The sequence below is a fragment of the Pseudomonas sp. PARCl1 genome, assembly GCF_947311875.1.
Taxonomy (GTDB): Bacteria; Pseudomonadota; Gammaproteobacteria; order Pseudomonadales; family Pseudomonadaceae; genus Aquipseudomonas; species Aquipseudomonas juntendi.
Genome location: NZ_CAMZMX010000060.1, coordinates 1 through 24786 on the forward strand (window position 1 = coordinate 1; position 24786 = coordinate 24786).

Below are 24786 nucleotides of genomic sequence, written 5' to 3' on the forward strand. Positions count from 1 at the left end.
CTTTATCGGCGCTTGGGTGAAAAGGGAGGAGGGGCGAGGTCTCCCACGGTCTGTACTGCGCTAACAGTCAGAAGCTGGCTTTGTCCCTCCTCCTCCCTTCAAGTCTAACCATACAAGCTGGCTTGCCAGCGATAGGGCCAGTACAAACAATCAATAATTTAGCCTTTACCACCCGGTGCCAGCATGTTCTCCGGCCTTACCCACTGGTCGAACTGCTCATTGGTCAGGTACTTCAACTCCAGCGCGGCCTCCCTCAGGGTCTTGCCTTCGCTGTAGGCCTTCTTGGCGATCTCCGCGGCTTTGTCATAACCGATGTGCGGGTTCAACGCGGTCACCAGCATCAACCCGCGTTCCAGGTGTGCGGCCATCTGCTGGGCGTCGGGCTCGATACCCGCCACGCAGTGCTGCTGGAAGTTGCGGCAGCCATCGGCCAGCAACTCGACCGACTGCAACAGGTTGTGGATGATCACCGGCTTGAACACGTTCAACTGCAAATGCCCCTGGCTGGCGGCAAAGCCGATCGCCGCATCGTTGCCCAATACCTGGCACGCCAGCATCGACAGCGCCTCGCACTGGGTAGGGTTGACCTTGCCCGGCATGATCGAGCTGCCCGGCTCGTTGGCCGGCAGGCGTACCTCGGCCAACCCGGCACGCGGCCCGGAGCCCAGCAGGCGCAAGTCGTTGGCGATCTTCATCAGGGCCACTGCCAGGGTCTTCAACGCGCCGGCCAGGCTGGTCAGCGGTTCATGGCCGGCCAGGGCGGCGAACTTGTTTGGCGCGGTGACGAACGGCAGCCCGGACTCGGCTGCCAGTTCGGCGGCAATGGCTTCGGCAAAACCGTGCGGGGCATTCAGCCCGGTGCCCACGGCGGTACCGCCCTGGGCCAGTTCGCATACGGCCGGCAGGGTGGCACGAATGGCGCGTTGGGCGTAGTCCAGCTGGGCAACAAAGGCCGATACCTCCTGGCCGAAGGTGATCGGCGTGGCATCCATCATGTGCGTGCGGCCGGTCTTGACCAGTTTGTTGTGCCGCGCCGCCAGTTCGGCCAGCCCGGCCGACAGTTCGCCGATGGCAGGCAGCAGTTTTTCCTGCACGGCCTGCGCCGCGGCAATGTGCATGGCGGTCGGGAAGCAGTCGTTGGAGCTTTGCGAGCGGTTGACGTGGTCGTTGGGATGCACTGGCGTTTTGCCGCCCCGGCCCTGGCCAGCCAGTTCATTGGCCCGCCCGGCAATCACCTCGTTGACGTTCATGTTGCTTTGGGTGCCGCTGCCCGTCTGCCACACGACCAGCGGGAACTGGTCGTCGTGCTTGCCCGCCAGCACCTCGTCGGCGGCCTGTTCGATCAGCCGGGCAATGTCGGCCGGCAGGTCGCCATTGCGGTCGTTGACGCGTGCCGCGGCCTTCTTGATCAGCGCCAGGGCGTGCACCACCGCGAGCGGCATGCGTTCCTTGCCGATGGCGAAGTTGATCAGCGAACGCTGGGTCTGCGCACCCCAGTAGGCGTGCTCAGGAACTTCGACCGGGCCCAGGCTGTCTGTCTCGATACGGCTCATTCTGTACTCACTCCTGTGTAGTTCGAATTCGCAGTTTAGGCCTTGATTCGACCGAGCGGTTCAGTCGCTCGTCGTGCCACTTGAGCACCGCGCTACCACGGCGCAGAATGCTCTACTCTGAGGTACCCGCCTCCCTCTCTCTGAAGGAAATGCAATGACCCGTCTCCGTGTCCTTTGTGCCGCCGTTGCCCTGGTTTGCGCCAGCGGCCAGGTACTCGCTGCCACCGCCAGCCACAACGCTGCTGCCGAGAAATTCCTGACCCTGGCCAACGCCGACAAGTTGGGCACCCCGGTGTACATGCAGGTCCAGCAGATGTTCGCCCAGCGCTTCGCCCAGACCAAAGCCCCGGCCAGCAAGCAGCCGGTGCTGGAAAGCTACCAGGCCAAGGCCAACGCCGCGCTGGACAACGCCATCGGCTGGAACAAGCTGAAGCCGAAGATGGTAGACCTGTACACTCAGACCTTCACCGAGCAGGAACTCAAGGACCTGGTCAAGTTCTACGAGTCGCCGCTGGGCAAGAAAGTGCTGCGCGAAATGCCCAAGGTCACCCAGCAGTCGGCGCAGCTGACCCAGCAGAGCCTCGAGCCGGCCGTACCGGTGGTGAACAAGCTGCTCGAAGACATGACCAAAGAGCTGGACCCGAACGCTGGCAAGGCCGCCGCCCCAGCGAAGAAGTGAGTAAGCCGCAATGACCATGCAACAGCGTATCGAACAGCAGCTGGCCAGCCTGGCGCCGCAACACCTGCAAGTGCTCGATGAAAGCCACATGCACAGTCGTGGTCAGGAGACCCACTACAAGGCAGTGATCGTCAGCGAGCAGTTTGCCGGGTTGAACAGCGTCAAGCGCCACCAGAAGGTGTATGCCACCATGGGTGAGCTGATGGGCCAGATCCACGCCCTGGCCATTCATACCTACACCGGCGAAGAGTGGGCCAAGGTCGGCGCTGCACCGGCCTCGCCGGTATGCGCCGGCGGCGGGCACTGAAACCTTGCTGTTGTTCTGGTAGAATCCTGCAAGATCCGGGGGCCGCTTTGCGGCCCTTTCGCGACACGAGGCCGCTGTTACAGCGACTGCACAGCCTGATGGCGGGTGCGGTCCCTGTAGGAGCGGCCTTGCGTCGCGAAAGGGGCGCAAAGCGCCCCCTGTTTTTTTGCCACACCGTCAAACCCGGTCCGCCCCTTACGAGGGCAACCACCTGGAGAACCTGCTTCATGTCCCAAGCCATCGTCGTCGCGGCGCTGTACAAGTTCGTTACCCTGCAAGACTACGTCGAGTTGCGCGAGCCACTGCTCAAAGCCATGCTCGACAACCAGGTCAAGGGCACCCTGCTGCTGGCCCATGAGGGCATCAACGGCACCGTGTCGGCCACCCGCGAAGGCATCGACGGCCTGCTGGCCTGGCTGCGCAGCGACCCACGCCTGGTCGATGTCGACCATAAAGAGTCGTACTGCGACGAACAGCCGTTCTACCGCACCAAGGTCAAGCTCAAGAAAGAGATCGTCACCCTCGGCGTGCCCGGCGTGGACCCCAACCAGGCCGTGGGCACCTACGTCGAGCCCAAGGACTGGAACGCCCTGATCAGCGACCCGGAAGTGCTGCTGATCGACACCCGCAACGACTACGAAGTGGCCATTGGCACCTTCAAGGGCGCCATCGACCCCAAGACCGAAACCTTCCGCGAGTTCCCCGAGTACATCAAGGCCAACTTCGACCCCAGCAAGCACAAGAAGGTGGCCATGTTCTGCACCGGCGGCATCCGCTGCGAAAAAGCCTCCAGCTATATGCTCGGTGAAGGCTTCGAGGAGGTCTATCATCTCAAGGGCGGCATCCTGAAGTACTTCGAGGAAGTGCCTCAGGAACAAAGCCTGTGGGATGGCGACTGCTTCGTCTTCGACAACCGCGTCACGGTGCGCCATGACCTGAGCGAGGGCGAGTACGACCAGTGCCACGCCTGCCGCCACCCGATCAATGCCCAGGAGCGCGCGTCCGAGCACTATTCGCCAGGTGTCAGCTGCCCGCATTGCTGGGACACCCTGAGCGAAAAGACCCGCCGCAGCGCCATCGACCGGCAGAAGCAGATCGAGCTGGCCAAGGCGCGCAACCTGCCGCACCCGATCGGTTACAACTACAAAGCCGAGGCCTGATGCATGTCTGCCCGCCTGATCTATGTGATGGACCCGATGTGCTCCTGGTGCTGGGGTTTCGCGCCAGTGGCCGCGGCCCTGATCGCCCAGGCGCATGAGGCGGGTGTGCCCACCCACGTGGTGGTGGGCGGGCTGCGCACCGGCGGCAGTGCGCTGGACAGCGCCACCCGCAAGTACATCCTCGAACACTGGCAGGCGGTGGCCGATGCCACGGGCCAGGCGTTCCGCTTCGAAGGGGCCATGCCGGACGGTTTCGTCTACGACACCGAGCCGGCCTGCCGTGCCCTGGTCAGCGCCCGCGAACTGGGTGGCGAGCGCGTCTGGCCGCTGCTGGCGCTGATCCAGCGCGCGTTCTACGAGCAGGGCATGGATGTGACCACCGCACCACAGCTGGTCGACCTGGCTGAACAGGCCGGTTTCGACCGTGCCGTATTCGCCACCACCTTCGCCCAGGCCGATACCCGCGCCGCCACCGCGGCCGATTTCGTCTGGGCCCAGGACCTGGGCATCGCCGGTTTTCCGACCCTGCTCGCCGAGCGCAACGGCCAAGTGGCGCTGTTGACCAACGGCTACCAGCCGTTGGAGCGCCTGCAACCATTGCTCGGCCGCTGGCTGCAGCAGGCCACCTGTGCTTGACCTGCCTGGGTCCCCCGACCCGGTACCGGGCAAGCCCTGCACGGCGGCCGATCGGCTGAGCTGGGCGGAAATCCGCCGGCTGGCCCTGCACCACCGCAAGCAGCTCTGGTCGGCCAACCTGATCGCCGTGCTCGCGGCCTGCTGCAGCGTGCCCATTCCGCTGTTGCTGCCGTTGCTGGTAGACGAAGTGCTGCTCGGCCATGGTGATGCGGCACTGAAGTGGATGAACCACCTGCTGCCGTCGGGCTGGCAGGTGGCTGCCGGCTACATCGGCCTGATGCTGTGCCTTACCCTGTGCCTGCGCCTGGCCGCGTTGGCCTTCAACGTGGTGCAGGCCAAATTGTTCGCCGGCCTGGCCAAGGACATCGTCTACCGCCTGCGCATCCGCCTGATCGAGCGGCTCAAGCGTATTTCGCTGCAGGAATACGAAAGCCTGGGCAGTGGTACGGTCACCACGCACCTGGTCACCGACCTGGACACCCTCGACAAGTTCGTGGGCGAAACCCTCAGCCGCTTCCTGGTGGCCATGCTCACCTTGACCGGCACGGCCGCCATCCTGATCTGGATGCACTGGCAACTGGCGTTGCTGATCCTGCTGTTCAACCCGCTGGTGATCTACTTCACCGTGCAGTTGGGCAAACGCGTCAAGCACCTCAAAAAGCTTGAGAACGACAGCACCGCGCGGTTCACCCAGGCCCTGGCGGAAACCCTCGATGCCATACAGGAAATACGTGCCGGCAACCGCCAGGGCTATTTCCTCGGCCGGTTGGGCCTGCGTGCCCGTGAAGTGCGCGACTATGCCGTCGACTCGCAATGGAAAAGCGACGCCAGTGGCCGCGCCAGCGGTTTGCTGTTCCAGTTCGGTATCGACATTTTCCGCGCGGCGGCCATGCTGACCGTGCTGTTTTCCGACCTGTCGATCGGCCAGATGCTGGCGGTGTTCAGCTACCTGTGGTTCATGATCGGCCCGGTCGAGCAGTTGCTCAACCTGCAATACGCCTACTATGCCGCCGGCGGCGCCCTCAACCGCCTCAACGAGCTGCTGGCGCGGGCCGACGAGCCGCAGTACCCGGCGGCCAGCGACCCGTTCGCCGGCCGTGACACGGTCGGTATCGAGGTGCGTGACCTGCGCTTTGCCTATGCCGATGAGCCCGTGCTCGACCACCTCGACCTGTCGATCGCGCCGGGTGAGAAGGTGGCCATTGTCGGTGCCAGCGGCGGCGGCAAGAGCACCCTGGTGCAACTGCTGCTGGGCTTGTACAGCGCCCAGGCCGGGACCATCCGCTTTGGCGGGGCCAGCTTGCAGGAAATCGGCCTGGAAACCCTGCGCGAAAACGTGGCAGTGGTACTGCAGCACCCATCGCTGTTCAATGACACCGTGCGTGCCAACCTCACCATGGGCCGTGACTGCAGTGACGAGGCCTGTTGGCAGGCGCTGCGCATCGCCCAGCTGGACGCCACCATCGCCGCCTTGCCGCAGGGCCTGGACAGTGTGGTGGGGCGGTCGGGTGTGCGCCTGTCCGGCGGCCAGCGCCAGCGCCTGGCCATCGCCCGCATGGTCCTGGCCGAGCCCAAGGTGGTGATCCTCGACGAGGCCACTTCGGCGCTGGACGCGGCCACCGAATACAACCTGCACCAGGCCTTGGCGCGCTTCCTCAGTGGCCGCACCACGCTGATCATCGCCCACCGCCTGTCGGCCGTGAAACAGGCCGACCGGGTGCTGGTGTTCGATGGTGGGCATGTGGCGGAAGATGGCGACCACCAGCAGTTGATTGCCGAAGGTGGGTTGTATGCCAAGCTGTACGGGCATCTGCAACAGAGCTGAATCCTGGGCCGACCCAGGCTGCGCAAAGCCCCCGCTGCCTTGTCATAAAAATCCCCTTCACAGCGATGGCAAATGGCCTACGCTGTGCTTGTCTGGGTCGATTTGCGCCTTATCTGCTCTGTGACAGGGACTCCATGAAGGGACATCGCACACTCGAAGCGCCAAAGTTGCTGGGCATCACCTGGCCCTTCATCGCCGTCGTGGTCTTCCAGGTGGCACTGGGTAGTCTCAGCCTGTACACGCTGTCGTCCGTGCGCGCTTACGTTGCGGGCGAGAGTTTGTGGTCCAAGGCGCAGAAAGATGCCATCTATTACCTCAACCTATACGCCGAAACCCGCGACGAGAGTACCTACCAGCGCTATCGCCAGGCCATAACCGTGCCCCAGGGCGACCAGAAGGTGCGCGAGTTGCTCGACCAGCCGCACCCCGACCTGGAAGCCGCGCGCCAGGCGGTACTGCAGGGCGGCAACCATGCCGACGACGTGCAACGGATCATCTGGTTCTACCGCAACTTCCGCAACATCAGCTACATGCAGACCGCCATCGACTACTGGAACGTCGGTGACGATTACCTGGACAAGCTGGATGTGCTGGCAGGCGAGATACACCAGCGTTTTGCTGCGGGCCCGGTGGACGCCGCTACGGTCGCAGCCTGGAAAGCGCGCATCGTCAGCATCAACGAAGGGGTAACGCCGGCGGCCAAGGCCTTCAGCGATGCGCTGGGCGAAGGGTCGCGCATGCTGCTGCGGGTGCTGCTGTTCACCAACCTGCTGACGGCCATGTTCCTGATCAGTATTGCCTGGCGCCGCTCCAGCAAACTGCTGGCCCAGCGCCAGGCTTTCGCCAGTGCCCTGCAGGAAGAAAAAGAGCGGGCGCAGATTACCCTGCAGGCTATCGGCGACGCGGTGATAACCACCGATGTGGAGGGCTGTATCGGCTACATGAACCCGGCCGCCGAACAGCTGACCCACTGGCAGGCCGCCCAGGCCCAAGGGTTACCGCTTTCGGCATTGTTCAGCCTGGTCGACGAGCACGCCGAAGAAAACGGCACCAGCCTGGTCGAACAGGTGCTAAACGGCAGCCTCAACGGCGGCGCCGAGCATGCGCGGCTGATCCAGCGCCTGGACGGCAGCACGGTATCGATCAACCTGGTGGGCTCGCCGATCGTCAATGACGGCCAGGTTGCCGGCATTGTGCTGGTGCTGCACGACATGACCCAGGAGCGCCAGTACATTGCCAATCTGTCCTGGCAGGCTACCCATGATGCCCTGACCGGGCTGGCCAACCGCCGCGAGTTCGAATACCGCCTGGAGCAGGCGCTCAATGGCCTGGCCCGCCAGGCCGGGCGGCATTCACTGATGTTCCTGGACCTGGACCAGTTCAAGCTGGTCAATGACACCTGCGGCCACGCCGCTGGCGACGAGCTGCTGCGGCACATCTGTGCCGTGCTGCAGTCTGGCCTGCGTGAGGGCGACACCTTGGCGCGGCTGGGGGGCGACGAATTTGGCGTGTTGCTGGAAAACTGCCCTAGCGACCAGGCCGAGCGCATCGCCGAGCAACTGCGCCAGCTGGTGCAAAGCCTGCACTTCGTGTGGAAAGGCCGCCCGTTCGTGACCACGGTCAGCATAGGCCTGGTGCACATGGCCCAGGCCCCCAGCACCCTTGAAGCCTCGTTACGTGCCGCGGACATGGCCTGCTACATGGCCAAGGAAAAAGGCCGCAACCGCGTGCAGGTGTACCACGCCGACGACAGCGAGCTGTCCATGCGCTTTGGCGAAATGGCCTGGATCCAGCGTTTGCATGTTGCCCTGGAAGAGAACCGGTTTTGCCTGTACGCGCAGGAAATCGCCCCGCTGAAAACCTTCGAGGGGCCGGGCCACATCGAAATTCTGCTGCGCCTGCACGACGAAAGCGGCCGCACCATCCTGCCCAGCAGCTTCATTCCGGCGGCCGAGCGCTATGGCCTGATGACGGCGCTGGACCGCTGGGTGGTACGCAATGTATTCATGGTCATCCGCCAGTGCCTGGACGAGGGGCGGGAAGGGCCGTTGTCGACCTGCGCGATCAACCTGTCGGGGTCGAGCATCGGCGATGACAAGTTCCTGGAATACCTGCAGCGGCTATTCGTCGAGTACGCCATTCCGCCGCGGATGATCTGCTTCGAAATCACCGAAACCAGCGCCATCGCCAACCTGGGCAGCGCCATCCGCTTCATCAACGAGCTCAAGGGCCTGGGTTGCCGCTTCTCGCTCGATGATTTCTGCGCCGGCATGTCCTCGTTCGCCTACCTCAAGCATTTGCCCGTGGATTACCTCAAGATCGACGGTAGTTTCGTCAAGGACATGCTCGACGACCCGGTCAACCGGGCCATGGTCGAAGTCATCAACCATATCGGCCATGTGATGGGCAAGCGCACCATCGCCGAGTTTGTCGAAACGCCCCTGATCGAGCAGGCCCTGCAGGAAATTGGCGTGGATTACGCCCAGGGCTACCTGATCGAACGCCCCCAGGTGTTCACCTGTGACAGTCTGCAGCGCCAACGGATCGCCGCCCGGCCTCTGTTGCAGCGTGCACCTGGCACCTTTCGTTAGCTGGAAATCACAAGGATCAAGGAGCTGAAAGTGATTGATGCATTCGTTCGTATCGGGCCGTTGATGGACCCGGCCAGTTACCCTCAATGGGCTCAGCAGCTGATTGAAGATTGCCGCGAGAGCAAGCGCCGGGTCGTGGAGCATGAGTTCTATGCACGCCTGCGCGATGGCCAGCTGAAGCAATCGACCATTCGCCAGTACCTGATTGGCGGCTGGCCGGTGGTGGAGCAGTTCTCGCTGTACATGGCCCACAACCTGACCAAGACCCGCTACGGTCGGCACCAGGGTGAGGACATGGCACGGCGCTGGCTGATGCGCAATATCCGGGTCGAGCTCAACCATGCCGATTACTGGGTGAACTGGTGCCAGGCGCATGGTGTGCATCTGCACGACCTGCAGGCCCAGGACGTGCCGCCGGAGCTCAACGGCCTGAACGACTGGTGCTGGCGGGTGTGTGCCACCGAGAACCTGGCCATTGCCATGGCCGCGACCAACTATGCCATCGAAGGCGCGACGGGCGAATGGTCGGCAGTGGTGTGTTCGACCGACACCTACGCCATGGGCTTCCCGGAGGAAGGGCGCAAGCGGGCGATGAAATGGCTGAAGATGCACGCCCAGTATGACGATGCGCACCCGTGGGAAGCGCTGGAAATCATCTGTACCCTGGCCGGCGAGAACCCCAGCCTGGGCTTGCGCACCGAGTTGCGCAGGGCGATCTGCAAGAGCTACGACTGCATGTTCCTGTTCCTGGAGCGGTGCATGCAGCTTGAGGGGCGCCAGCAGGGGCGTATGCGCCCGGCGTTGGCCGCCGGGTAGGCCCGCCCCGCTGCGAAGCAAGGCCGCGATGGGCCGCGCTGCGGCCCCGGCAATCTCGGCCGTTACTGGGCGTTCAGCGCCTGCCCATTCACGGCCTTGCTGTCCGGCCCCATCAGGTACAGGTACACGGGCATGATTTCTTCAGGCAGCGGGTTGTTCTGCGGGTTCTCGCCAGGGTAAGCCTGCGCCCGCATCGCTGTGCGCGTGGCCCCGGGGTTGATGCTGTTGGCGCGCACCGGCGCCACGCCTTCCAGTTCGTCGGCCAGGGTCTGCATCAGGCCCTCGGTGGCGAACTTGGACACGCCGTAGGCGCCCCAGTAGGCACGGCCCTTGCGCCCCACGCTGCTGCTGGTGAACACCACCGAGGCGTCTTCCGACAGCTTCAGCAGCGGCAGCAGGGTACTGGTGAGCATGAAGGTGGCATTGACGTTGATGTGCATCACGCGCATGAAATGGTCGCCTGACAGCTGTTCCAGCGGCGTGCGCGGGCCGATGATCGAGGCGTTGTTGAGCAGGCCATCAAGGCGGCCGAACTGCTCTTCGATCATGACCGCCAGGTCGTCGTACTCATGTGCCTGCGCGGTTTCCAGGTTGAACGGAACGACCACCGGCTGCGGATGCCCGGCGGCCGCGATCTGGTCGTAGACCTCGTTCAGGTTGGCTTCGGTCTTGCCCAGTAACAGCACGGTGGCGCCCAGTGCGGCGTAGGCCTTGGCAGCAGCAGCGCCGATGCCGCGGCCGGCACCGGTAACCAGGATGACCCGGCCTTTGAGCAGGTCGGGGCGGGCGGTGTAGTCGAACATGGTTCTGTCCTTGATTCGGGGCTTTAGCTGCAAGCTTCGAGCTTCAAGCTTCAAGCTTCAAGCTACAAGAAAAAGCTGGGCGATGTGGGCTGCTGCAGCTTGTGGCTTGTGGCTTGCAACTTGCAACTTGCAACTTGCAACTTGCAACTTGCAACTTGCAGCTTCAGCAGCTTCAGCAGCCGCACAACGCGCTGTCGATCACCTTGCGCAGGTCCAGCGGGTGGTCCACCACCACGTCGGCGCCCCAGTGGTTGGGGTTGTCTTCTGGGTGAATATAGCCGTAGCGCACCGCGGCGGTACGGGTGCCGGCGTCACGGCCCGACTCGATGTCGCGCAAGTCGTCGCCGACGAACAGCACACTGGCCGGGTCCAGGTTCAGGGTGTTGCAGGCCAGGATCAGCGGCTCTGGGTCCGGTTTGCTGTTTTTTACGTGGTCTGGGCAGATCAGCAGCGCCGAACGCTCGGCCAGGCCCAGTTGCTGCATGATCGGCTCGGCGAAGCGCACCGGTTTGTTGGTGACCACGCCCCACAGCAGCTTGCCTTTCTCGATGTCGGCCAGCAGTTCGGCCATGCCGTCGAACAGCTTGCTGTGCACCGCGCAGTCGCGCTGGTAGCGCTCGAGGAACTCCAGGCGCAGGGCCTCGAAGCCTTCGGCTGCAGGGTCCATGGCGAAGGTGGCGGCGACCATGGCCCGCGCACCGCCGGAAATCACCCCGCGGATCAGCGTGTCATCGACCGGCGGCAGGCCGCGTTCGGCGAGCATGGCCTGGCAGATGGCGATGAAGTCCGGCGCCGTGTCGAGCAAGGTGCCGTCCATGTCGAAGAGTACCGCTCGCAAACGCATGCTCATTCCTCGCGCAGGGTCTGGATCATGTAGTTGACGTCGACGTCGCTGCTCAGCTTGTAGTGCTTGGTCAGCGGGTTGTAGGTCAGGCCGATGATGTCCTTGACCTGCAGGCCGGCATCACGGCTCCACGCGCCCAGTTCGGAGGGGCGGATGAACTTCTTGAAGTCATGGGTGCCGCGCGGCAGCATCTTCAGGATGTACTCGGCGCCAACGATGGCCAGCAGGTAGGCCTTGGGGTTGCGGTTGATGGTGGAGAAGAACACCTGGCCGCCTGGCTTGACCATGCGGTAGCAGGCACGGATCACCGACGACGGGTCGGGTACGTGCTCGAGCATTTCCAGGCAGGTGACCACATCGAATTGCTCAGGCATTTCTTCGGCCAGCGCTTCGGCGGTGATCTGCCGGTACTCCACCTGCACGCCAGACTCCAGCTGGTGCAGCTGGGCCACGGCCAGCGGCGCCTCGCCCATGTCGATACCGGTAACGCTGGCACCGCGCAGGGCCATGGCTTCGCTGAGGATGCCGCCGCCGCAACCTACGTCCAGCACCTTCTTGCCGGCCAGGCTGGCGCGTTCGTCGATCCAGTTGACGCGCAGCGGGTTGATTTCATGCAGCGGCTTGAACTCGCTTTCACGGTCCCACCAGCGGTGGGCCAGCGCTTCGAACTTGGCGATTTCGGCGCGGTCGACGTTGCTCATTGGGCAGTCCTCAAAAGCTTGGCTATTAAGCTGCAAGCTGCAAGCCCCAGGCAGCAAGAAAAAGCAGACCTTGTACGCATTCGCTTTTTCCTGCCGCTCGTAGCTTGCGGCTTGCGCTCGAAAAGGCCGGAGTATACCCGAGCGCTCGGCCCCCAGGCTCGCTATAATCGCCGGCTTTTGATATCCGAACGACAGGGAGAGGCAATGCGCGAGCGACTATTGGCGGCGGAGAAGGTGACCGCGATCCGCTGGCAGGGCGGCGTCCTGCACCTGCTCGACCAGCGCCTGCTGCCGTCCCGGGAGTGCTGGCTGGCCTGCGACAATGTCGCGCAGGTGGCAGCCGCGATCCGCGACATGGCGGTGCGCGGTGCTTCGGCGATCGGTATCGCGGCGGCCTACGGCCTGGTGCTGGCCCTGGAAGAGCGGCTGGCCGAAGGTGGTAACTGGGAGCTGGACCTGGAAGAGGACTTTCTCACCCTGGCCGAGGCGCGCCCCACGGCTGCCAACCTGTTCTGGGCACTGAACCGCATGCGCGAGCGCCTGCAGCGCCTGCGCCCGGACGAAGACGTGCTGGCGGCGTGCGAGGCCGAAGCGCTGGCCATTCACGAAAGCGACCGTGAAGCCAACCTGACCATGGCCCAGCACGGCACCGAGCTGATCCGCCGCCACCAGGGCAACGCCCAGACCCTGCTCACCTATGGCAATGCCGGTGCGCTGGCCAGTGGGGGGTTCGGCACCGCGCTGGGGGTGATCCGTGCCGGTTACCTCGAAGGCATGGTCGAGCGGGTGTATGCCGGCGAGACGCGCCCCTGGCTGCAGGGCTCGCGCCTGACCGCGTGGGAGCTGACCAACGAAGGCATCCCGACCACCCTGTGCGCCGATTCGGCGCTGGCCCACCTGATGAAGACCAAGGGCATCACCTGGGTGGTGGTGGGGGCGGACTGCATTGCCGCCAATGGTGACATGGCCGGCAAGATCGGCACCTACCAGCTGGCGGTCAGCGCCATGCACCATGGCGTGCGCTTCATGGTGGTAGCGCCCAGCACCAGCATCGACCTGAACCTGGCGACCGGCGAGGATATCCCCCTGGAAGTGCGTGAGGCCGATGAACTGCTGGATTACGCCGGCACCCGGGTGGCCCCGGAGGTCGAGGTGTTCAACCCGGTGTTCGACGTGACCCCGGCAGACCTGATCGACGTGATCGTGACCGAGCGCGGCATTGTCGAACGTCCGGATACCGCCAAGCTGGCGCAGTTGATGTGCCGCAAGCGCCTGCATTGACACATGTGCCGGCCTCTTCGCGGTAAACCCGCGAAGAGGCCGGCACAGGCACCAGCAAATCAAGATTCGAACCTGCTTCTGGCTGCCCGCCACATCTCCCCACCGCACCCGCCTTTGTGGTAACATCCGGCAGTTTCCAAGGCCGCCCATCACGGCGGCCTTCATTGCGCAGATCCATGGCACAACTCATTGATTTGTCGTAAGTCGTCGCACCCTTATGCGCTGCGGCGGCGAGCTTCGTTCGGCCCTTGATGGAGCTGCGAAGTTTCACCAGAAAAAGGAATCAGGCTTCTCATGGGCGAACTGGCCAAAGAAATCCTCCCGGTCAATATCGAAGACGAACTGAGACAGTCCTACCTCGACTACGCGATGAGCGTGATTGTCGGGCGAGCGCTGCCCGATGCACGTGACGGCTTGAAGCCCGTGCATCGTCGCGTTCTCTATGCGATGAGCGAACTGGGCAACGACTGGAACAAGCCGTACAAGAAATCCGCCCGTGTGGTCGGTGACGTGATCGGTAAGTACCACCCGCACGGCGACACTGCGGTCTACGACACCATCGTGCGTATGGCCCAGCCTTTCTCGCTGCGCTACCTGCTGGTCGATGGCCAGGGCAACTTCGGTTCGGTGGACGGCGACAATGCCGCGGCCATGCGATACACCGAAGTGCGCATGACCAAGCTGGCCCACGAGCTGCTGTCCGACCTGCACAAGGAAACCGTCGACTGGGTGCCCAACTACGACGGCACCGAGCAGATCCCGGCGGTCATGCCCACGCGTATCCCCAACCTGCTGGTCAACGGTTCCAGCGGTATCGCCGTGGGTATGGCGACCAACATTCCGCCGCACAACCTTGGCGAAGTCATCGACGGTTGCCTGGCGCTGATCGACAACCCGGAAGTCACCGTCGATGAACTGATGCAGTTCATCCCCGGCCCGGACTTCCCGACAGCCGGCATCATCAACGGTCGCCAAGGCATCATCGAGGCCTACCGCACCGGCCGCGGCCGCATCTACATGCGTGCCCGATCCGAGGTCGAAGACATCGACAAGGTCGGTGGCCGCCAGCAGATCGTGATCACCGAGCTGCCGTACCAGCTGAACAAGGCGCGGCTGATCGAAAAGATCGCCGAGCTGGTCAAAGAGAAGAAGATCGAAGGCATCACCGAGCTGCGCGACGAGTCCGACAAGGACGGCATGCGCATCGTCATCGAGCTGCGCCGCGGCGAAGTGCCGGAGGTGGTGCTCAACAACCTCTACCAGCACACCCAGCTGCAGAGCGTATTCGGCATCAACGTGGTGGCCCTGGTGGACGGCCGCCCGCGGCTGCTCAACCTCAAGGACCTGCTCGAAGCGTTCGTCCGTCACCGCCGTGAAGTGGTGACCCGCCGCACTGTCTTCGAGCTGCGCAAGGCCCGCGAACGCGGCCACATCCTTGAAGGCCAGGCGGTTGCGCTGTCCAACATCGACCCGGTCATTGCCTTGATCAAGGCTTCGCCTACGCCTTCCGAGGCCAAGGAAGCCCTGATTTCCACGCCGTGGGAGTCCAGTGCCGTGCAGGTCATGGTCGAGCGCGCCGGTGCCGAGGCCTGCCGCCCTGAAGACCTGCCCGAGCAGTATGGCCTGCACGATGGCAAGTACTTCCTGTCGCCGGAACAGGCCCAGGCCATTCTCGACCTGCGCCTGCACCGCCTGACCGGCCTGGAGCACGAGAAGCTGCTGGCCGAGTACCAGGAAATTCTCGAGCAGATCGGCGAGCTGATCCGCATCCTCAACAGCGCCGAGCGCCTGATGGAAGTGATCCGCGAAGAGCTGGAGGCCATCCGCGCCGAGTACGGCGATGCCCGCCGCACCGAAATCCTCAATGCCAGCCACGACCTCAACTACGGCGACATGATCCCGGAAGAAGAGCGCGTGGTCACCATTTCCCACGGTGGTTACGCCAAGACCCAGCCGTTGTCCGCTTACCAGGCCCAGCGCCGTGGCGGCAAAGGCAAGTCGGCGACCGGCGTGAAGGACGAGGACTACATCGAGCACCTGCTGGTCGCCAACAGCCACGCCACGCTGCTGCTGTTCTCCAGCAAGGGCAAGGTGTACTGGAAAAAGACCTACGAAATTCCGGAAGCATCGCGTGCGGCCCGTGGTCGCCCGCTGGTGAACCTGCTGCCGCTGGAAGAGGGTGAGCGCATCACCGCCATGCTGCAGGTGGACCTCGAGGCGCTGCAGCAGAACGCCGACCTTGACGAAGAGCTGGAAGACGCCGACGACACCGTGCTCGAAGGTGAGCTGGTCGAGGCCGAGGAAGTTGACGAAGAAGACGGCGACACCCCTGAGTGGGTGGCAGAGCCGACCGGCGCGTACATCTTCATGGCCACCGCTTCGGGTACCGTCAAGAAGACCCCGCTGGTGCAGTTCGCCCGCCCGCGCTCCAATGGCCTGATTGCCTTGAAGCTCAAAGAAGGCGATACCCTGATTGCAGCGGCCATCACCGACGGCGCCAAGGAAGTGATGATGTTCTCCGATGCTGGCAAGGTCATTCGCTTTGCCGAGAGCGTGGTGCGTGAAATGGGCCGTAACGCCCGTGGCGTGCGGGGCATGAAGCTGGGCAAGGGGCAGCAGATCATTTCCATGCTGATTCCGGAGTCCGGCGCGCAGATCCTGACCGCTTCCGAGCGTGGCTTTGGCAAGCGTACCCCGCTGTCCAAGTTTCCACGCCGCGGCCGTGGCGGCCAGGGTGTGATCGCCATGGGCACCAAGGGGCGCAATGGCTTGCTGATTGGCGCCATCCAGGTGCACGAAGGCGAGGAGATCATGCTGATCTCCGACCAGGGCACGCTGGTGCGCACCCGGGTTGGCGAAGTGTCCAGCCTGAGCCGTAACACGCAGGGTGTGACCTTGATCAAGCTGGCTGCCGACGAAACACTGGTTGGCCTGGAGCGGATCCAGGAACCGTCCGAGGACGAACTCGACGATATGGTCGAGGCGGGCGAGGAGGGTGTCGAGGCCGAAGTGCCAGACAATGACGAAGCTGCAGGCGCCGAAGAGGCCCCGCAGGAGTAAGCAGGTGTAAAACCCGAACGGGGCGACCAAGGTCGCCCCGTTTGACTGATAACTGCAGGCAATGCCTGGCCGGGTGCGAGCAAGCTTTTTGTAGGAGCGGCCTTGTGTCGCGAAAGGGCTGCAAAGCAGCCCCAGGATTTCAGCGGCGCTGCAAAAAGCTGGGGCCGCTTCGCGGCCCTATCGCGACACAAGGCCGCTCCCACAAAGAGGCGCGTGCGGCCTGCAAGAAATGAATTTGTACCATTTGGCAGAGCGAGAGTGGATGTGAGCAACCGAGCCTTTAACTTCTGCGCAGGCCCTGCCGCGCTTCCTACCGCTGTTCTGCAGCGCGCCCAGGCTGAAATGCTGGACTGGCATGGCAAGGGCTTGTCGGTGATGGAAATGAGCCATCGCAGCGACGATTACGTGGCCATCGCCGAAAAGGCCGAGCAGGACCTGCGTGACCTGCTGTCTATCCCCTCCAACTACAAGGTACTGTTCCTGCAGGGCGGTGCCAGCCAGCAGTTCGCTGAGATCCCGCTGAACCTGCTACCGGAAAACGGCACTGCCGACTACATCGAGACCGGCATCTGGTCGAAAAAGGCCATCGAGGAAGCGCGCCGCTTCGGCAACGTCAACGTCGCCGCCAGCGCCAAAGCCTACGATTACCTGGCCATTCCGGGCCAGAACGACTGGAAACTGACCAGCAACGCTGCCTACGTGCACTATGCGTCCAACGAAACCATCGGTGGCCTGCAGTTCGACTGGGTGCCGCAGACCGGTGACGTTCCGCTGGTGGTCGACATGTCCTCCGACATCCTCTCGCGCCCGATCGACGTGTCGCAGTTCGGCCTGATTTACGCCGGCGCGCAGAAAAACATCGGCCCCAGCGGCCTGGTGGTGGTGATCGTGCGTGAAGACCTGCTGGGCCACGCCCGCAGCAGCTGCCCGACCATGCTCGACTACAAGGTGTCGGCCGACAACGGCTCGATGTACAACACCCCGGCCACTTACTCCTGGTACCTCTCGGGCCTGGTGTTCGAGTGGCTCAAGGAGCAGGGCGGTGTCGAGGCCATGGAGCAGCGCAACCGGGCCAAGAAAGACCGCCTGTACGGCTTCATCGACAGCAGCGAGTTCTACACCAACCCGATCAGCGTCAATGCCCGCTCGTGGATGAACGTGCCGTTCCGCCTGGCCGATGAACGCCTGGACAAGGCCTTCCTCGCCGGTGCCGATGCCCGCGGCCTGCTCAACCTCAAGGGCCACCGCTCGGTGGGCGGGATGCGCGCCTCTATCTACAATGCCCTGGGCCTGGACGCCGTGGAAGCGCTGGTGGCCTACATGGCTGAATTCGAGAAGGAGCACGGCTGATGTCGGAACAGGAACTCAAAGCCCTGCGCGTTCGCATCGACAGCCTCGACGAAAAAATCCTCGAGCTGATCAGCGAGCGCGCCCGGTGTGCCGAAGAGGTTGCGCGGGTCAAGACCGCTTCGCTCAAAGAAGGCGAGAAGCCGGTGTTCTACCGCCCCGAGCGCGAAGCAGCAGTGCTCAAGCGGGTGATGGAGCGTAATAAAGGGCCGCTGGGCAACGAAGAAATGGCGCGGCTGTTCCGCGAAATCATGTCGTCGTGCCTGGCCCTGGAAGAGCCGCTGAAAATCGCCTACCTGGGCCCTGAAGGCACCTTCACCCAGGCGGCGGCCATGAAGCACTTCGGCCACGCGGTGATCAGCCGCCCGATGGCGGCCATCGACGAGGTGTTCCGTGAAGTTGCGGCCGGTGCGGTCAATTTTGGCGTGGTGCCGGTGGAAAACTCCACCGAAGGCGCGGTCAGCCACACCCTGGACAGCTTCCTCGAACACGACATGGTGATTTGCGGCGAAGTCGAGCTGCGTATCCACCACCACCTGCTGGTGGGCGAGAGCACCAAGACCAACAGCATCACCCGCATCTATTCCCATGCCCAGTCCCTGGCCCAGTGCCGCAAGTGGCTGGACGCGCACTACCCGAACGTGGAGCGGGTGGCGGTATCGAGCAATGCCGAGGCCGCCAAGCGCGTGAAGGGCGAGTGGAACTCGGCGGCGATCGCCGGTGACATGGCTGCCAACCTGTATGGCCTGACCCGCCTGGCCGAGAAGATCGAAGACCGCCCGGACAACTCCACGCGCTTTTTGATGATCGGCCAGCAGGAAGTGCCGCCTACCGGCGACGACAAGACCTCGATCATTGTTTCGATGAGCAACAAGCCGGGCGCGCTGCATGAGCTGCTGGTGCCGTTCCACCAGAACGGCATCGACCTGACCCGCATCGAAACCCGCCCGTCGCGCAGCGGCAAGTGGACCTACGTGTTCTTCATCGACTTCGTTGGCCACCACCGCGACCCACTGATCAAGGCGGTGCTCGAACAGATCAGCCAGGAGGCTGTGGCGCTGAAGGTGCTGGGCTCGTATCCGAAGGCAGTGCTTTGATTCAGGGCCGCGGGGGGCGCTTTGCGCCCCATCGCAGGCAAGCCAGCTCCCACAGGTACAGCACAAACCTCCAGGTTTGCACTGCCCCTGTAGGCGCTGGCGTGCCTGCGATGGGTGTGGGAGCTGGCTTGCCGGCGATGGGCTGCAGCGCAGCCCCAGCGTTCTTACAGGCTGTCCCGATTTCTGAACAGGGTTCACACCAGTGGTAAATGCAGCAAAAACCAAACCCGCGCCCATCATCAACCGCCTGGTCGTAGTTGGCCTCGGCCTGATCGGTGGTTCGTTCGCCAAGGGCCTGCGTGAAAGCGGCCTGTGCCGCGAAGTGGTCGGAGTCGACCTGGATGCCCCCTCGCGCAAGCAGGCCGTAGCCTTGGGCGTGGTCGACCGCTGCGAAGAAGACCTCGCCACCGCCTGCGTGGGCGCCGATGTCATCCAGCTGGCCGTGCCCATCCTGGCCATGGAGAAAGTTCTGGCGCGCCTGGCCCGGCTAGACCTGGGCAACGCCATCATCACCGACGTCGGCAGCGCCAAGGGCAATGTTGTTCGTGAGGCGCGTTCCGTTTTTGTGAACGAGAGCGGCCAGCGCCTGCCGCGCTTCGTGCCTGGCCACCCCATTGCCGGTTCCGAGCAGAGCGGGGTAGAGGCATCCAACGCTACCCTGTTCCGCCGGCACAAGGTCATTCTCACGCCGCTGGCCGAAACCGACCCGGCCGCACTGGCCCTGGTCGACCGCCTGTGGCGCGCGCTGGAGGCCGATGTCGAGCACATGACGGTCGAGCGCCACGACGAAGTGCTGGCCGCCACCAGCCACTTGCCGCACCTGTTGGCCTTTGGCCTGGTCGATTCACTGGCCAAACGCAATGAAAACCTCGAGATCTTCCGGTACGCTGCCGGGGGGTTCCGCGATTTCACCAGGATCGCCGGCAGCGACCCGACCATGTGGCATGACATCTTCCTCGCCAACCGCGATGCTGTCCTGCGCACACTTGATACATATCGCAGTGATCTCGACGCCTTGCGCGACGCTATCGCTGAAGGGGACGGGCACCAGTTGCTGGGTGTATTCACCCGCGCACGCGTTGCCCGCGAGCATTTCAGTAAAATCCTGGCCCGTCGGGCCTATGTGGACGCTATGAACGCCAACGATCTGATTTTCCTGGCCCAACCGGGTGGCCGCCTGAACGGGCGGATTCGTGTACCGGGCGACAAGTCGATTTCTCACCGCTCGATCATGCTTGGCTCGCTGGCCGAGGGCACCACCGAGGTCGAAGGCTTCCTCGAAGGTGAAGACGCCCTGGCGACCCTGCAGGCATTCCGTGACATGGGTGTGGTCATCGAAGGCCCCAACCACGGCCGCGTGACCATTCATGGCGTTGGCCTGCACGGCCTGAAGCCGCCGCCCGGCCCGCTGTACGTAGGCAACTCGGGGACCTCGATGCGTTTGCTGTCCGGCTTGCTGGCCGGCCAGCCGTTCGACGTGACCATGACCGGTGATGCCTCGTTGTCCAAGCGCCCGATGAACCGTGTGGCCAACCCGCTGCGCGAAATGGGTGCCGTGGTCGAGACCGGCCCGGAAGGCCGCCCGCCGCTGACCATTCGCGGCGGCCACCGGCTCAAGGGGCTGACCTACACGCTGCCGATGGCCAGCGCGCAGGTCAAATCCTGCCTGCTGCTGGCCGGCCTGTACGCCGAAGGCAAAACCACCGTCACCGAGCCGGCACCGACCCGCGATCACACCGAGCGCATGCTGCGCGGTTTCGGCTACGCGGTAGAAAGCAATGGCCCGGTGGCCTCGTTGCAGTCTGGGGGCAAGCTGACCGCTACCCGCATCGAAGTGCCGGCCGACATCTCCTCGGCAGCCTTCTTCTTAGTGGCGGCGTCCATCGCCGAAGGCTCCGAGCTGGTGCTGGAGCACGTCGGCATCAACCCGACCCGTACCGGTGTCATCGACATCCTGCGCCTGATGGGTGGCGACATCAGCCTGGAGAACCAGCGTGAAGTCGGCGGCGAGCCGGTGGCCGACCTGCGTGTGCGCGGGGCCAAGCTGAAGGGTATCGATATCCCTGAAGAGCTGGTGCCGCTGGCTATCGACGAGTTCCCCGTGCTGTTCGTTGCCGCTGCCTGCGCCGAAGGCCGTACCGTGCTGCGCGGTGCCGAAGAGCTGCGGGTGAAGGAGTCCGACCGTATCCAGGTGATGGCCGACGGCCTGCTGACCCTGGGCATCAAGTGCGAGCCGACCCCGGACGGCATCATCATCGACGGCGGCCAGCTGGGCGGCGGCGAAGTGCATGGCCACGGTGACCACCGCATTGCCATGGCCTTCAGCGTGGCCTCGCTACGCGCCAGTGCGCCGATCCGCATTCATGACTGCGCCAACGTTGCCACGTCGTTCCCCAACTTCCTGGCGCTGTGCGCCGAAGTGGGCATCCGCGTGGCCGAAGAGGGCAAGTCGTGAACACGCTGGCCCCCATCATCACCATCGACGGGCCGAGTGGCTCTGGCAAAGGTACGGTGGCCGGCTTGCTGGCGCGCGAACTGGGCTGGCGCCTGCTGGACTCGGGCGCGCTGTACCGGCTGCTGGCGTTCAATGCCAGCAACCACGGTGTCGATCTGACCAACGAAGAGCTGCTGACCAAGCTGGCCGCCCATCTGGATGTGCAGTTCATCGCCGCCGAGCCCGGTAAGCTGCAGCAGACCATTCTCGAAGGTGAGGACGTCAGCCAGGTCATCCGCACCGAAACCGTCGGTGCCGGTGCCTCGATGGTGGCGTCGCTGCCTGCCGTGCGTGAGGCGCTGCTGCAGCGCCAGCGCGCCTTCCGGGAAATGCCCGGGCTGATTGCCGACGGCCGCGACATGGGCACGGTGGTATTCCCCGACGCGCCGCTGAAGGTATTTCTGACCGCCAGTGCCGAGGAACGGGCGCGCCGCCGCTACCTGCAGTTGAAGGGCAAGGGTGAAGATGTTAGTCTGTCGAGTCTGCTGGATGAGATTCGGGCGCGTGATGAACGCGACACTCAGCGTGCAGTGGCCCCGCTGAAACCAGCGGCAGACGCCATTCAGCTGGATTCCACCGAGTTGTCCATCGAGCAGGTGTTGCAACGTATCAGGAGCGAGATCGCCCAGCGCGACCTTCTCTGATCACCAGGAAAGCAGGCAGGTTCACCAGTCAACGTCTTGCCGGCGTTCCTTTACTTAAAACAGACCCACATTGTCTGGAATGTGGCGAGGGGCGTTTGTTTCGCCCGAATCTACAGGAATTAAAATGAGCGAAAGCTTTGCAGAACTCTTTGAAGAAAGCCTGAAAACCCTCAATCTTCAGCCGGGTGCCATCATCACCGGTATCGTTGTCGACATCGACGGCGACTGGGTTACCGTACACGCTGGCCTGAAGTCCGAGGGTGTCATCCCGCTCGAGCAGTTCTACAACGAAGCTGGCGAACTGACCATCAAGGTCGGTGACGAAGTCCACGTTGCGCTGGACGCGGTCGAAGACGGCTTTGGCGAAACCAAACTGTCCCGTGAAAAAGCCAAGCGCGCCGAGTGCTGGATTGTTCTGGAAGCAGCTTTCGCCGCCGAAGAAGTGGTCAAGGGCGTTATCAACGGTAAGGTTAAGGGCGGCTTCACTGTCGACGTTAACGGCATCCGTGCGTTCCTGCCGGGCTCCCTGGTTGATGTCCGCCCAGTGCGCGACACCACCCACCTGGAAGGCAAAGAGCTGGAATTCAAGGTCATCAAGCTGGACCAGAAGCGCAACAACGTTGTCGTTTCCCGTCGCAGCGTGCTGGAAGCCGAGAACTCCGCCGAGCGCGAAGCCCTGCTGGAAACCCTGCAGGAAGGCCAGCAAGTCAAAGGTATCGTCAAGAACCTCACCGACTACGGCGCATTCGTGGACCTGGGCGGTATCGACGGCCTGCTGCACATCACCGACATGGCTTGGAAGCGCATCAAGCACCCATCGGAAATCGTTAACGTTGGCGACGAAGTCGACGTACGCGTTCTGAAGTTCGACCGTGAGCGCAACCGCGTTTCGCTGGGTCTGAAGCAAATGGGTGAAGATCCGTGGGTAGCTATCACTGCCCGTTACCCAGAAGGTACTCGCGTACAGGCTCGCGTAACCAACCTGACCGACTACGGCTGCTTCGCTGAGCTGGAAGAAGGCGTTGAAGGTCTGGTACACGTTTCCGAAATGGACTGGACCAACAAGAACATCCACCCGTCGAAAGTCGTTCAGGTTGGCGACGAAGTGGAAGTCATGGTTCTGGACATCGACGAAGAGCGTCGTCGTATCTCCCTGGGCATCAAGCAGTGCAAGTCCAACCCATGGGAAGACTTCTCCGGCCAGTTCAACAAGGGTGACAAGATCACCGGTACCATCAAGTCGATCACCGACTTCGGTATCTTCATCGGTCTGGACGGCGGCATCGACGGCCTGGTTCACCTGTCCGACATCTCCTGGAACGAAACCGGCGAAGAAGCCGTACGTCGTTTCAAGAAGGGCGACGAGCTGGAAACCGTCATCCTGTCGGTTGACCCAGAGCGCGAGCGCATCTCCCTGGGCATCAAGCAGCTGGAAGACGATCCGTTCTCCAACTTCGTTGCTGTCAACGACAAGGGCGCTATCGTCAAGGGCATCGTGAAAGAAGTTGACGCCAAAGGCGCCATCGTCACCCTGGCCGACGACATCGAAGCCACTCTGAAAGCTTCCGAAATCAGCCGTGACCGCGTTGAAGACGCGCGCAACGTTCTGAAGGAAGGCGAAGAGATCGAAGCCAAGATCATCAGCGTTGACCGCAAGTCCCGCGTGATCAGTCTGTCGATCAAGTCGAAAGACGACGCTGAAGAGCGTGAAGCTATCCAGAGCCTGAAAAACGCTCCGGAAGCTGCTGCCGACACCACCATGGCTGCGCTGCTGCGCGAAGCAATGGCCAAGCAGAACTGAGTTCTGTTTGATCGGTAAAAAGGGCGACCCTCGGGTCGCCCTTTTTTTGTTTTCTTAGTATGCCCCGCGATGCCCTGGAGCGTTCGTGCACAATCCGCACAGGCATAACTGTCGCGAGGCGCGGGCGGCGTGCGATACGTCTCCATCGTGATGCCTTAAAGCCATGCTGCATCCCAATGAGGATATGCGCCAACCGATGACACCAGTCCGGCCCTTACCGGATTGGCAACGATGTATCTCGCGACCTTGAAAACATCCTCGTCCCGGCGCAAGGCTCGGTCGTAATAACCTGCCTGCCACACCGGCTTCCCCTTTGCCCCGGCCTTGTGAAGCGCATTGCTGGACTGGCATTTGAAGCGCTGCATCAATGTTCCAAGCGTCACTTCTTTCAGCTCAATCAGCCAATGCACATGATCTGGCATTACGACCCAGGTCAGCGATCGGCAGTGGTGTTGTTCTTCCGCGTAACGAAGGTTTTGGATGACCAACCGTGCGAAGCGGAGGTCGTGAAACAAAGGCTTACGTCGATGAGTGACCGTAGTCAGCATATAAAGCCTGCCTGGCACCGAGCATCGTGCGCGGCGAAGCCTGTAGCCATGAGGGTTCGGCATTGCGTTCATCCTTGAGCAGGTAATTGCTCGGTCAGCATAGTCAGCCTGTGCAGGGATCGACCCGCCAGTGATTTGCAGTATGTAAACAAGGGCCAAAGCGTTCGCGCGCACCTGGCCCAGGCATAACTGGCCCGAAAAAAACGTAGGAGCGAGCGCAGCTCGCGATGCGCCGCGCGGGCGGCGCGGCCTCGCGGGCAATGCTGCTCCATCGCCGTACCTTCACCGGCACGGCGCATGGCATGAGGTATCGGGGGAGCCCCGGGGTGCTTGGCGTGGGGGATGTGGTGGTGCGCAAATCGAGCGCCGCCCGCGCGGCGCATCGCGAGCTGCGCTCGCTCCTACGTTTGTTTCGGGCCAGTGAGGCCTGTGAGAGGCGCGCGCGACCGCCTGGTTCATACGACGCGATATTGAGGCATGCGCCAAAGGGTTCGCGCGCAAATCCCCCAGGCATAATTGGCCCGAAACAAACGTAGATACTCTGTTGGCGGTCAAGCTTTTCTGAGGTGTTCAGAGCTGAAAAGCTTGGCCGTATCAAA

Annotated in this window: 19 protein-coding genes; 14 read left to right on the plus strand and 5 right to left on the minus strand. The window is 63.1% G+C overall.

The window, feature by feature from the left end; genetic code table 11:
• Positions 1-158 precede the first annotated feature (158 nt).
• On the minus strand, positions 159-1553 hold the full coding sequence (locus QME24_RS22630) for a class II fumarate hydratase (protein ID WP_009686016.1): 1395 nt from the start codon (positions 1551-1553) through the stop codon (positions 159-161).
• A gap of 154 nt (positions 1554-1707) precedes the next feature.
• Between QME24_RS22630 and QME24_RS22635 the strand changes: the two genes are divergently transcribed.
• The 7 genes from QME24_RS22635 to QME24_RS22665 all read left to right on the plus strand — a co-directional run bounded on the left by QME24_RS22635 (position 1708) and on the right by QME24_RS22665 (position 9567).
• Positions 1708-2232: a DUF2059 domain-containing protein gene (locus tag QME24_RS22635; RefSeq protein ID WP_009686015.1), complete on the plus strand. Its 525-nt coding sequence runs from the start codon at positions 1708-1710 to the stop codon at positions 2230-2232.
• A gap of 10 nt (positions 2233-2242) precedes the next feature.
• Positions 2243-2539, plus strand: coding sequence for a BolA family protein (locus tag QME24_RS22640; RefSeq protein ID WP_009686014.1), 297 nt, complete (start codon positions 2243-2245; stop codon positions 2537-2539).
• A gap of 227 nt (positions 2540-2766) precedes the next feature.
• Entirely contained in the window at positions 2767-3699 is a 933-nt protein-coding gene (locus tag QME24_RS22645; protein WP_009686013.1) for a rhodanese-related sulfurtransferase, read from the plus strand.
• 3 nt (positions 3700-3702) lie between these two features.
• Entirely contained in the window at positions 3703-4335 is a 633-nt protein-coding gene (locus QME24_RS22650; RefSeq protein WP_281691059.1) for a DsbA family protein, read from the plus strand.
• The gene (locus QME24_RS22655; protein ID WP_029886223.1) at positions 4328-6160 is read left to right on the plus strand and encodes an ABC transporter ATP-binding protein; all 1833 of its coding nucleotides are present in this window, start codon (positions 4328-4330) and stop codon (positions 6158-6160) included. The genes QME24_RS22650 and QME24_RS22655 overlap by 8 nt, the downstream gene beginning before the upstream one ends.
• A gap of 134 nt (positions 6161-6294) precedes the next feature.
• A complete protein-coding gene (locus QME24_RS22660) occupies positions 6295-8751 on the plus strand; it encodes an EAL domain-containing protein (protein ID WP_029886222.1) in 2457 nt (818 codons plus the stop codon).
• 30 nt (positions 8752-8781) lie between these two features.
• Complete coding sequence (locus tag QME24_RS22665; protein WP_054890379.1) at positions 8782-9567, plus strand: iron-containing redox enzyme family protein; 786 nt, start codon at positions 8782-8784, stop codon at positions 9565-9567.
• 62 nt (positions 9568-9629) lie between these two features.
• On the opposite strand, the gene QME24_RS22670 is transcribed toward QME24_RS22665, so the two are convergent.
• The 3 genes from QME24_RS22670 to ubiG form a co-directional block, all read right to left on the minus strand.
• Positions 9630-10370: a YciK family oxidoreductase gene (locus QME24_RS22670; RefSeq protein ID WP_192440564.1), complete on the minus strand. Its 741-nt coding sequence runs from the start codon at positions 10368-10370 to the stop codon at positions 9630-9632.
• 172 nt (positions 10371-10542) lie between these two features.
• Positions 10543-11214, minus strand: a complete 672-nt coding sequence (mupP, locus tag QME24_RS22675) for an N-acetylmuramic acid 6-phosphate phosphatase MupP (RefSeq protein WP_029886220.1) — start codon at positions 11212-11214, stop codon at positions 10543-10545.
• Between the two features lie 2 nt (positions 11215-11216).
• Complete coding sequence (ubiG, locus tag QME24_RS22680) at positions 11217-11915, minus strand: bifunctional 2-polyprenyl-6-hydroxyphenol methylase/3-demethylubiquinol 3-O-methyltransferase UbiG (protein ID WP_009686004.1); 699 nt, start codon at positions 11913-11915, stop codon at positions 11217-11219.
• A gap of 204 nt (positions 11916-12119) precedes the next feature.
• Here ubiG and mtnA point away from each other — a divergent pair, with 204 nt between their 5' ends.
• The 7 genes from mtnA (at position 12120) to rpsA (ending at position 23639) form a co-directional block, all read left to right on the plus strand.
• Positions 12120-13196: an S-methyl-5-thioribose-1-phosphate isomerase gene (gene mtnA / locus QME24_RS22685; RefSeq protein ID WP_281691060.1), complete on the plus strand. Its 1077-nt coding sequence runs from the start codon at positions 12120-12122 to the stop codon at positions 13194-13196.
• 294 nt (positions 13197-13490) lie between these two features.
• Complete coding sequence (gene gyrA / locus QME24_RS22690; RefSeq protein ID WP_029886218.1) at positions 13491-16256, plus strand: DNA gyrase subunit A; 2766 nt, start codon at positions 13491-13493, stop codon at positions 16254-16256.
• A gap of 264 nt (positions 16257-16520) precedes the next feature.
• The gene (gene serC / locus QME24_RS22695) at positions 16521-17606 is read left to right on the plus strand and encodes a 3-phosphoserine/phosphohydroxythreonine transaminase (RefSeq protein WP_009686001.1); all 1086 of its coding nucleotides are present in this window, start codon (positions 16521-16523) and stop codon (positions 17604-17606) included.
• Positions 17606-18700 carry a prephenate dehydratase gene (pheA, locus tag QME24_RS22700; RefSeq protein ID WP_009686000.1) on the plus strand — a complete coding sequence of 365 codons (1095 nt, stop codon included), beginning with the start codon at positions 17606-17608 and terminating at the stop codon, positions 18698-18700. The genes serC and pheA overlap by 1 nt, the downstream gene beginning before the upstream one ends.
• Positions 18701-18935: 235 nt before the next feature.
• Positions 18936-21155, plus strand: coding sequence for a bifunctional prephenate dehydrogenase/3-phosphoshikimate 1-carboxyvinyltransferase (locus QME24_RS22705; RefSeq protein WP_281691061.1), 2220 nt, complete (start codon positions 18936-18938; stop codon positions 21153-21155).
• Positions 21152-21838: a (d)CMP kinase gene (cmk, locus tag QME24_RS22710; protein ID WP_009685997.1), complete on the plus strand. Its 687-nt coding sequence runs from the start codon at positions 21152-21154 to the stop codon at positions 21836-21838. The genes QME24_RS22705 and cmk overlap by 4 nt, the downstream gene beginning before the upstream one ends.
• Positions 21839-21962: 124 nt before the next feature.
• A complete protein-coding gene (gene rpsA / locus QME24_RS22715; RefSeq protein ID WP_003252673.1) occupies positions 21963-23639 on the plus strand; it encodes a 30S ribosomal protein S1 in 1677 nt (558 codons plus the stop codon).
• A 155-nt stretch (positions 23640-23794) separates the two neighbouring features.
• Here the strand turns inward: rpsA and QME24_RS22720 are convergent, their stop codons facing one another.
• Positions 23795-24250, minus strand: a complete 456-nt coding sequence (locus QME24_RS22720; RefSeq protein WP_029886216.1) for a transposase — start codon at positions 24248-24250, stop codon at positions 23795-23797.
• Positions 24251-24786 lie beyond the last annotated feature (536 nt).

Excerpts from the sequence above, each read along its gene's own strand:
- QME24_RS22630 (WP_009686016.1), bottom strand. The coding sequence starts at position 1,553 with ATGAGCCGTATCGAGACAGACAGCCTGGGCCCGGTCGAAGTTCCTGAG.
- QME24_RS22635 (WP_009686015.1), top strand. The coding sequence starts at position 1,708 with ATGACCCGTCTCCGTGTCCTTTGTGCCGCCGTTGCCCTGGTTTGCGCC.
- QME24_RS22640 (WP_009686014.1), top strand. The coding sequence starts at position 2,243 with ATGACCATGCAACAGCGTATCGAACAGCAGCTGGCCAGCCTGGCGCCG.
- QME24_RS22645 (WP_009686013.1), top strand. The coding sequence starts at position 2,767 with ATGTCCCAAGCCATCGTCGTCGCGGCGCTGTACAAGTTCGTTACCCTG.
- QME24_RS22650 (WP_281691059.1), top strand. The coding sequence starts at position 3,703 with ATGTCTGCCCGCCTGATCTATGTGATGGACCCGATGTGCTCCTGGTGC.
- QME24_RS22660 (WP_029886222.1), top strand. The coding sequence starts at position 6,295 with ATGAAGGGACATCGCACACTCGAAGCGCCAAAGTTGCTGGGCATCACC.
- QME24_RS22670 (WP_192440564.1), bottom strand. The coding sequence starts at position 10,370 with ATGTTCGACTACACCGCCCGCCCCGACCTGCTCAAAGGCCGGGTCATC.
- mupP (WP_029886220.1), bottom strand. The coding sequence starts at position 11,214 with ATGCGTTTGCGAGCGGTACTCTTCGACATGGACGGCACCTTGCTCGAC.
- ubiG (WP_009686004.1), bottom strand. The coding sequence starts at position 11,915 with ATGAGCAACGTCGACCGCGCCGAAATCGCCAAGTTCGAAGCGCTGGCC.
- mtnA (WP_281691060.1), top strand. The coding sequence starts at position 12,120 with ATGCGCGAGCGACTATTGGCGGCGGAGAAGGTGACCGCGATCCGCTGG.
- gyrA (WP_029886218.1), top strand. The coding sequence starts at position 13,491 with ATGGGCGAACTGGCCAAAGAAATCCTCCCGGTCAATATCGAAGACGAA.
- pheA (WP_009686000.1), top strand. The coding sequence starts at position 17,606 with ATGTCGGAACAGGAACTCAAAGCCCTGCGCGTTCGCATCGACAGCCTC.
- rpsA (WP_003252673.1), top strand. The coding sequence starts at position 21,963 with ATGAGCGAAAGCTTTGCAGAACTCTTTGAAGAAAGCCTGAAAACCCTC.
- QME24_RS22720 (WP_029886216.1), bottom strand. The coding sequence starts at position 24,250 with ATGCCGAACCCTCATGGCTACAGGCTTCGCCGCGCACGATGCTCGGTG.